The sequence below is a fragment of the Ornithinibacter sp. genome (genome assembly GCF_035443565.1).
Lineage (GTDB): Bacteria > Actinomycetota > Actinomycetes > Actinomycetales > Dermatophilaceae > Fodinibacter.
This window is the reverse complement of sequence record NZ_DAORSO010000048.1, coordinates 16,772-18,433: the sequence shown is the minus strand read 5'-3', so window position 1 is coordinate 18,433 and position 1,662 is coordinate 16,772. Positions and strand designations below refer to the sequence as shown.

Here is a 1,662-nt window from a genome sequence, read left to right as displayed (position 1 = left end):
CGACACCTTCTTTAGGAGAGAAGTGCTCTTCCCCTGAGCTACGAGGGCGCACGCGACCACGGCCGCGAGCCACCACAGGGTACCGGGCATACTTCCCCGAGTGACCACGGCGCCCACGCACGACCCCATCCAGCAGCGGGTGGTGCGTACCCTCGCCGGCACCCAGGTGCTCGGCGGAGTCGGCCTGTCCGCCGGAGTGGCCGTCGGCGCCCTGCTCGCCGAGGACGTCTCGGGCTCCGCACAGTTCGCCGGTCTCGGTGGCACCTTCCAGGTCCTGGGCGCCGCCCTCATCGCCATCCCGATGTCCCGCGTCATGGCCGCGCACGGCCGCCGACCGGGTCTGGTGTTCGGTTACCTGCTGGCCGCGACCGGCGCGATCGGCCTCATCACAGCCGGGGTGATCCGCAACTTCCCGCTGCTCCTCGTCGCGAGCGTGCTGTTCGGCGGCGCCACGGCATCCAACAGCCAGGCGAGGTATGCCGGTGCCGACCTCGCGCACCCGCAGCACCGTGCGCGTGACCTCAGCATCGTCGTGTGGGCGACCACCATCGGCAGCGTCGTCGGCCCCAACCTCGTCGGCCCGAGCGCGCCGGTCGCGCGAGCCCTCGGTCTCCCACTGCTCACCGGCCCGTTCCTGTTCTCGCTGCTCGGACTCCTGCTCGCCATCGCGGTCCTGCTCTGGCGTCTGCGGCCCGACCCGCTCATCGAGGCCCGGCAGCGACGGGTGGCCGACGGCGACGACTCCGGCGCGACCCACGGCTCGGTGACGCGGGGCCTGAGGGTGGCGGCCGGCATCCCCAACGCGCGCCTCGGCATCCTCACCCTGGCGCTGGGGCACGTCGTCATGGTGAGCGTCATGGTCATGACCCCGCTGCACATGAACCACGGCGGCGCCGACCTCGAGGTCATCGGCTTCGTCATCAGCATCCACATCCTCGGGATGTTCGCCTTCTCCCCGCTCACGGGCCTGGCCGTCGACCGCTTCGGCGGACGAGCCGTGGCCGTGCTGGGGTCGGCGACCCTGTCGGCGGCCGCGCTGCTGGCGTCGGCCTCACCCGAGGGGGAGTCGTGGACCCTGCTCCTGGGCCTGTTCCTGCTCGGCCTCGGGTGGTCGTGCACCCTCGTCGCCGGGTCGACCCTGCTCACCGCCGCCGTACCCGCCGACGAACGCCCCGGCGCGCAGGGGGCCTCCGACCTGCTCATGGGGCTGATGGCCGCTGGCGGCGGAGCCCTTGCCGGGGTGATCGTGCACCAGGTGAGCTTCGAGGCGCTGGCCCTCGGGGCCCTCGGGGTGGCGATCTCCATCGGCCTGGCCGCGGCCCTGTCGACCGCCCGGCCGCAGATCCAGGACACCAGAACCTGACGCAGGGGTGCCAAGGGTGCGGTGGAGCGCGCGTCTGGCCCCCCCGGGGGTCCCGGCCGGGCGGCGCCTTGGCCAACCCCACACCAACCCGCCCCCGGGCCTGAGCACCCGGCAGGCTCGACGTTGTTAGCCTGCACAAGTGACCGACCAGCCCTCGACGACCGACGTGGTGAGCCCCGTCGAGGGCGACACCACCGCCGACCCCCGGCGCGCCCGCGTGGACACCGCCCGCGCCGCCTGGACGCGCCACCTCGTCGACCTCGGCGGGCGCAACACGCTGCTCTGGTACCGCGACCTGC

Annotated in this window: 1 protein-coding gene; it reads left to right on the top strand. The window is 73.3% G+C overall.

Translation table 11 applies throughout. The features are described from left to right. The first annotated feature begins 100 nt into the window (after positions 1 to 100). Positions 101 to 1,363, top strand: a complete 1,263-nt coding sequence (locus PLL68_RS07345) for an MFS transporter (protein ID WP_324533071.1) — start codon at positions 101 to 103, stop codon at positions 1,361 to 1,363. Positions 1,364 to 1,662: the final 299 nt, after the last annotated feature.